This window comes from Dankookia sp. GCM10030260 (assembly GCF_042666655.1).
Classification (GTDB): Bacteria; Pseudomonadota; Alphaproteobacteria; order Acetobacterales; family Acetobacteraceae; genus Paracraurococcus.
This window is the reverse complement of record NZ_JBHTDE010000049.1, coordinates 1-6,487: the sequence shown is the minus strand read 5'-3', so window position 1 is coordinate 6,487 and position 6,487 is coordinate 1. Positions and strand designations below refer to the sequence as shown.

Annotated in this window: 6 protein-coding genes; 2 read left to right on the top strand and 4 right to left on the bottom strand. The window is 67.3% G+C overall.

Annotated elements, in window-relative coordinates; genetic code table 11:
* Positions 1-111: 111 nt before the first annotated feature.
* On the bottom strand, positions 112-2,544 hold the full coding sequence (locus tag ACFQS7_RS30410) for a PAS domain S-box protein (RefSeq protein ID WP_380070895.1): 2,433 nt from the start codon (positions 2,542-2,544) through the stop codon (positions 112-114).
* Positions 2,545-2,967: 423 nt separating this feature from the next.
* Here ACFQS7_RS30410 and ACFQS7_RS30405 point away from each other — a divergent pair, with 423 nt between their 5' ends.
* Together ACFQS7_RS30405 and ACFQS7_RS30400 are read left to right on the top strand one after the other, a co-directional pair.
* Positions 2,968-3,444 carry a hypothetical protein gene (locus tag ACFQS7_RS30405; RefSeq protein ID WP_380070894.1) on the top strand — a complete coding sequence of 159 codons (477 nt, stop codon included), beginning with the start codon at positions 2,968-2,970 and terminating at the stop codon, positions 3,442-3,444.
* On the top strand, positions 3,381-3,920 hold the full coding sequence (locus ACFQS7_RS30400) for an IS630 family transposase (protein WP_380070893.1): 540 nt from the start codon (positions 3,381-3,383) through the stop codon (positions 3,918-3,920). Before ACFQS7_RS30405 ends, ACFQS7_RS30400 begins: the two co-directional genes overlap by 64 nt.
* Before the next feature lie 311 nt (positions 3,921-4,231).
* Here ACFQS7_RS30400 and ACFQS7_RS30395 read toward each other — a convergent pair whose 3' ends face one another.
* From ACFQS7_RS30395 to ACFQS7_RS30385, 3 genes are all read right to left on the bottom strand, one after another.
* Positions 4,232-5,296, bottom strand: coding sequence for a sensor histidine kinase (locus tag ACFQS7_RS30395; RefSeq protein ID WP_380070892.1), 1,065 nt, complete (start codon positions 5,294-5,296; stop codon positions 4,232-4,234).
* A gap of 135 nt (positions 5,297-5,431) precedes the next feature.
* Complete coding sequence (locus tag ACFQS7_RS30390; RefSeq protein WP_380070891.1) at positions 5,432-5,863, bottom strand: response regulator; 432 nt, start codon at positions 5,861-5,863, stop codon at positions 5,432-5,434.
* Positions 5,823-6,487: transposase (locus ACFQS7_RS30385; RefSeq protein WP_380070890.1), on the bottom strand; the 665-nt coding region annotated here is incomplete at its 5' end. The genes ACFQS7_RS30385 and ACFQS7_RS30390, both read right to left, overlap by 41 nt.

Here is a 6,487-nt window from a genome sequence, read left to right as displayed (position 1 = left end):
CCCGCGACCGCCGCCGCCCCCCGAAAACCGCGCGAAAAGCCGCATGCTCGGACAACGCCGCCGCTGGATGCGGGTCACCGAGACCAACCAACCGCTTTCCGAGACCGCTTTTCAGCAGCCTGCTAGGGGCTTGGCCTTTGCTCGGAGCAAGTAAAGAGTGAAGGTGGTGCCCCGACCAACCTCGCTCTCGACCTGGAGCTCTCCCCCGGACTGCTTGGCGAAGCCGTAGACCTGCGATAGTCCGAGCCCGGTGCCCTTGCCGACCTCCTTGGTTGTGAAGAACGGCTCGAAAATCCTCCCCATCATCTCCGACGCGATGCCCGAGCCGGTGTCGGTGACTGACACTGCGACAAAGGCACCCGGTGCGCCCGCATGCCCGCGGGTGGCAGGCACCCCGGACGCCAACCACGTCCGGAGCGTCAGGCGGCCCTCGCCGTCCATGGCGTCCCGCGCGTTGACGGCCAGATTCAGCAAGGCCGTCTCGAACTGGTTCGGGTCCGCCTTCACGGCGCAGTCCTCGCACTCGATCTCTGTCTCGATGCGGACGCGTGCACCCACCAGGGGGCGGACCAACGCCACCACGGACGCGACCCGGTCGCCGACCGCGAACACCTCCGGCTTCAGGGGTTGTCGCCGCGCGAAGGCCAAGAGTTGCCCGGTGAGCTTCGCGGCTCGGTCCGCCGTCTCGGCGATCGCCTCGACATAGCGGCGACGCCGGTCTTCGGGCAGGCTGGGCCGCCGCAGTAAGCCTGCGGAGGAGCGGATGACGGTCAGCAGGTTGTTGAAGTCGTGCGCCACTCCGCCGGTGAGCTGGCCGATAGCCTCGAGCTTCTGGCTTTGCCGCAGGACATCCTCCTGTTGGCGAAGCTGCTCGGCCCGGCGCGCCACCTCGTTCTCGAGATGCTCGTTCAGCCGCCGTAGCTCCCTCTCGGCGTGCCTGCGCTCGGTGAGATCGAGCATGGCGCCGAGCATCCGGACCGGCACTCCATCCGGTCCCCGCACCATGAAGCCGCGGTCAAGCACGTCGGCGTAGGTGCCATCAGCGCGCAGGAAGCGGTACTCGTCGGACCAGTGGGTCCCGGTTCCGTCAATCACCGCGTGGATGGAACGGAAGACGCGTCCCCTGTCCTCCGGGTGGATGTGCTCGATCCACCACCCTCCGGAGGGATCCACGTCCTCCGGGTGGTAGCCATAAGCCTCGTTCAAGGCCTCGTTCCATTCGATGCAGTCGCGCCGGAGGTCCCAGTCCCAAATGGCGTCATTGGTCGCCCGCACGGCAAGCCGGTAGCGCTCCTCGACCACACTGCGCGCCTCTTCCGCGCGGCGTCGCTCCTCGATATCGTAGAGTACTGTCACCGCTGCGGCGATCCGGCCGGACCCGTCACGCACCGGCGCACTGCTCACCTCCAGCCGCCGCCTCGAGGCAGAGCCATCGGCATCGTCACCGTGTCGCCGATAGATTATCTCCTCCTGCTTGACGACCTCGCCGTGGCGCAGGGTGCGCATGGTGGGGTAGTCCTCGATGGCAAAGGGGCGACCGTCCGGATGGACGGCGCCGTATGCCTGGTAGCGGGTGGCGTCCTCGCCCAGCTCGCCGTGGCCGAGGATCTCCCGAGCCTTGTCGTTCAGGACGACTGCACGCCCGCTCGGCGCCTCGGTAATGGAGATGCCGACCGGGGCTTGGCGGATCAAGGTATGCAGGAACTCGCGCTGGAGCCGCAGCTGCGCCTCGCTCTCCCGCAGCCGCTCCTCGGCCCGCCTCTGCTCGGTGACGTCGCGCGAGGAGGCCAGCAGGAGGGAGGGCTGGCCACCCTCGCCGGGCACCGCCGTGACTTGCACGTCCCACCACCGCGGCGTCCCCTTGGCCGTCGGGCAGAAGCCTTGAAGCCGGCCAACCCGGCCCGCCAGCGCCTCGGCCATAGCAGCCCGGAGTTTATTCCGCTGCTCCTCCGGCCAAAGGGATACCCACTCCTTGCCATCAACCGTCCGGAACTCCTCCACCTCCATCGCGCACAGCCCGGGCGCGTTCATGAAGGTCAGCCGTCCCTGGAGGTCGAGCAGCTTGAGGCAGTCGGCACTGCTCTCCATGACGTTGCGCAGCAGCGCCTCGCTCGCCTGGAGCCGCTCCCCGGCCAAGTGCTCCGCTGTGCGGTCCCGGACGATCTTGACGTAGCCAAGGTGTTCGCCGGTCTCATCGTCCTCGAGCCGTGTCATCGAGCCAGAGCCCCAGTAGCGGGAGCCGTCTTTGCGCATGTGCCAGCGCTCATCCTTGGCCCGTCCACTGCTCCGGGCTGTCGCCATCTCCGCGGCACAGATGCCCGCCGCCTGGTCCTCGGACGTGAAGATCATGCAGGCATCCCGGCCGACCACCTCGTCTTCGGACCAGCCCATCACACGCTCGGCGGCGCTGTTCCAGCTGGTGATAACCCCGTCCAGACAGATCGTGAAAACCGCGAAGTCGGCCGAACTCTCGAGGACGAGTTCGGCGAGGCGGCCCAGGCTCGGCAGCCTGTGACGCGAGAGGTCAACCGTGCGGCCGTTCATCGGTGTTGCTCGGAATCGAAGTGGCACGGCGTTGGGTATGCAGCTCCGATAGCGACGCTTCCACCCGCTGCAGCCGCGGCGGAATGCGCCCTAGGCTGAAACAGTCCGGCTGGGATGATGACCTGGAGGCTGTTGTGGGCTGGCATGGTCGCCAGATAGACTGAGGCAAATGAGACGTCACCCTATAATGTAGCTTTCTGTATACCTTCTCTCAGGTTGCGGTTGGGTGAGGCCGCCTGGGCACAGAATAATCGAACGCATCATCTGCGGAACGAGAGTGACGGTGGAGCCAAGCACCGCCATCACCAAGGGCTGTGTCGTGCCGTGCAGCACCCCAAACTCTCAACACATAGAGCGGATTGCTTAGTGATCTGAACGTCTGGTTCGAGGCTGCGTTATTGGTGGCTTTGAGGGTTCGGAGCCATGGCGCTATCGGCAAACCTGCGAGAGCGCGTGCTGGCGGCGCATGAGCGGCGCGAGGGCAGTCAGCGTGTCCTGGCCGAGCGGTTCGAGGTCGCGGTCGGCACGGTGAACAATTGGCTGCGGCAGGCGCGGGAGGGCCGCCGCGCCCCGCTGCGCCGTCGTGGAGGTCAGCCCCTGCTGGGCGGGGCGGCGGAACCGGGGCTACTGGCTGCCCTGGTGGCTGAGCGGCCGGATGCGACACTGGCCGAATACGCGGGAATGCTGGCCGAGCGGATCGGCCGACGCTTCAGCACGCCGGTGATCTGCCGGGCGCTGCGGCGTGCCGGCCTGCGGCGGAAAAAAAGACCCTGCACGCGAGCGAGCAGGAGCGGCCCGACATCGTCGCTGCCCGGGCCGCCTGGCGGGACGAGGTCATGGGTCAGGTCGATCCCGACCGTCTCGTCTTCCTCGACGAGAGCGGCCTCGACACCCGCCTGACCCGCAGCCATGCCCGGGCGCCGCAGGGCCAGCGTGCCGTCGGCCGCATCCCGGGTGGGCATTGGCGGCGGCTGACCATCCTCGGCGCCATCGCCCGCGACGGCCTGGTCGCGGTCATGACCATCGCGGCCGCCACCAGCACCGCCGTCTTCCTCGCCTTCATCGAGCAGGTTCTGATCCCGGCCCTGCACAGCCGCCCCGAGGCGCTCGTCGCCATGGACAACCTCGCCCCGCACCGAGCCGCGGCGGTTCGGGCCGCACTTCGCCGCGCCGGTCTCGGCCATCGCTACCTGCCGGCCTACTCGCCAGACCTGAACCCGATCGAACTGGCCTGGTCCAAGCTGAAGGCCAGGCTGCGCGCCGTCGCGCCAAGGACCATTGGCACCATCGAGGACGCCCTGCCAGACGCCCTCGACGCGATCACCCCAGACGACGCGCGTGCCTGGTTTCAACACTGCGGATACCGTTCATCCTAAAACGCAATCCGCTCTAGCCGGCGAGGTGGCTTTAAGGGGAGCGCAACGCCCCTGGCCGGCGTAGCGCCCGGGAGCAGAGCAAAGCATGCCTGAAGGATCGCTTAGCACCTCCACTCTGCCCGTTCTGGCACGAGCAGCGGTCACGCCAGCGGAGCATGCCAAGGCGGCCCTCGCCCGCGCTGTGCAGTATGCCGAGGTGGCGGATGCGCCCAGCACGCTTGGGCCTATTGGAGCGACGGGCAGGCGTTCGTCGTCTGGTGAACGGACGCGGGCCCTAGTAACCGCACCCTCGTGCCGGACCCGCTGGTGGTTCAGGCCGCTAGGCGGTTCCGCCGCATCCGCAATGTGACGATCAGCCCCCCCGCCGACCAGTCGAAGGCGATGCTGCCACCGAGCTGGCGCGCCATGCTACGCCGGATGAGTTCGCTGCCGTAGCCGGCAGGAGCGGAAGGCTCGACAACAGCCGGGCCGCCTCGTTCGGTCCAGACGACCACCACGTCATCGCCCTGGAGAGTGCACCCCAGGTCGAGCGTGCCACACTCTGCCGAGAGCGCGCCGTACTTCAGGGAGTTCGTCGCCAACTCGTGCACCACGAGGGCGAGCGTCGTGGCGGCCGCCTCGCCAATGTCTATCCTTGGCACTGAGACACGGATGCGCCCGGAGGAGCCGTCCGTATCGTCGTAGGCGTGCAGTAGCACCGCCAGCAGATCGCCGAGGAGCGCCGCTTCGACCGGACGGCCGCCCCTCGGGCGGACGAGGTCATGAGCACGCCCCAGAGCGGTCAGCCGCCTCGTGAGATCCTGCGCCATGTCGGCGGTCGTCGCCGCCGAGCGCGACGTGATCTGGGCCAGCTGCGAGGCGACGAGCAGCAGGTTCTTGACCCGGTGGCTCATCTCACCGGCCAGTAGTTGATTGGCTTCCTCGGCCTGCTTACGCCCGGTCACGTCGAGGAAGATGCCGCGCATGACATTCTTCTGGATATCGGCATCGTTGCCCTGACCACGGGTAGAGATCCATCGAATGTCGTCGCCGGACAGGATGCGGAAGTCGATCTCATACGGCCCCACAATCGCCCGCGTCGCGGTAAACGCCGCCCGCACCCTATCGAGGTCCTTCGGATGGATCTTCGCCGACAAATCTTCGAAGGTTGCAACGCTCCCCTCGCGCAACTCCCAAAGCGCGTAGGCGCGCCTGTCCATAGCGATCTCGTCGGTTTCAACGTTCCACCACCACAGGCCGACGCCAGCGGACTCGATAGCCGCGCTTAGGTGCTCCGGATCCCAGTCCAGGGGGAGTGATGACGTGGGTGCCAAGACGTGTTCCTTCTCTGTGCTACCCGAGGTGACAATCAGCGCGAAATCGCCTCCGTCGCTCAACTGTTTGCATCCCGCCCGTTGATTGGGAACGCATCCTGACTTTACGATAGGGCAGATACCCCTCACGCCGTCTTCACGGGAAAAGCCCCCGTCACCAGAATGGTCAGAGACAACGTCCTTGGCAACGACCACTAGCTAGGCCCCAGGGCTCACGCCCGGGTCCCGCCGCTCCGTCGCCAGGAGCGTTTCCACCCGCCTCACCAGGACGTCGAGCTCAAACAGGACGTCGAGCTCAAAGGGCTTGCCGATCACCTCTACACCCAGAGGCAGCACCGTGCCGGCGTAGCCGGTGATGAACAGCACCGGCAGTCCCGGTTGCCGCTCGCGCGCCGCCTCGGCCACCTGTCGCCCGTTCATGCCGTTCGGCAGCCCGACGTCGGTGATCAGCAAATCCGGCCGGGCCGAGGCAAGAATCTGTAACGCCTCCGGCCCGTCCGCCGCCTCCAGCACCACGTAGCCCATGTCGCGCAGGCGGTCAGCGACCGGGTGTAGTGCGGCCGGTTGTTGAGACAGCTGGCTGCGCTGTTCAGGCGGCCAAGGGTAGGTTGGCCAGTTGGCATTGAGCAAGGCCGCGTTGCTCGGCGCGGATCTGGTTCGGGGTGCGGTAGCCGTGCCGGGCGACGAGCCAGGTGGCGTTGTAGTGGGCCACGAAATCCTGCAGCCCGCGGCGCAGCTCTTCGATGGTGTCGAAGGTGTGCACCCATAAGAAGTTCTCCTTCAGGGTGCGGATGAAGCGTTCGGCGACGCCGTTGCCCTCGGGCTGGCGGACGAAGGAGGGCGAGCTCTCGATGCCGAAGAAGGTGATCTCGTCCTGGAAGTCGCCGGACATGTAGTTGGAGCCGTGGTCGTGGCGGAGGGAGAGACCCTTGGCCGCGTTCTTTTCGATGCCGCCGAAGTGGCGCAGCACGCCCTGGCGGACCGGCTCGAGTGCCTCGAAGCGGTTGCCGGAGCGGGCGGCATGGTTGCCGACGCACTCGCCGGAGCAGTGGTCGACGGCAACGAACACCCGGGCCCGCCCCTCGCGCAGGGTGATGGTCTCGGTCATATCTGTCCCCCACATCACATCCACCGCCGTGGTGGTGATGGTGCCGTCATGGGCGCGCTGCTCGGGACGGCCGACGCGGTGTGGCGCGAGCAGGCCGTGCTGGCCCATCAGGCGCCGGACCCGCCGGGCCGAGGTGCGGATGCCGC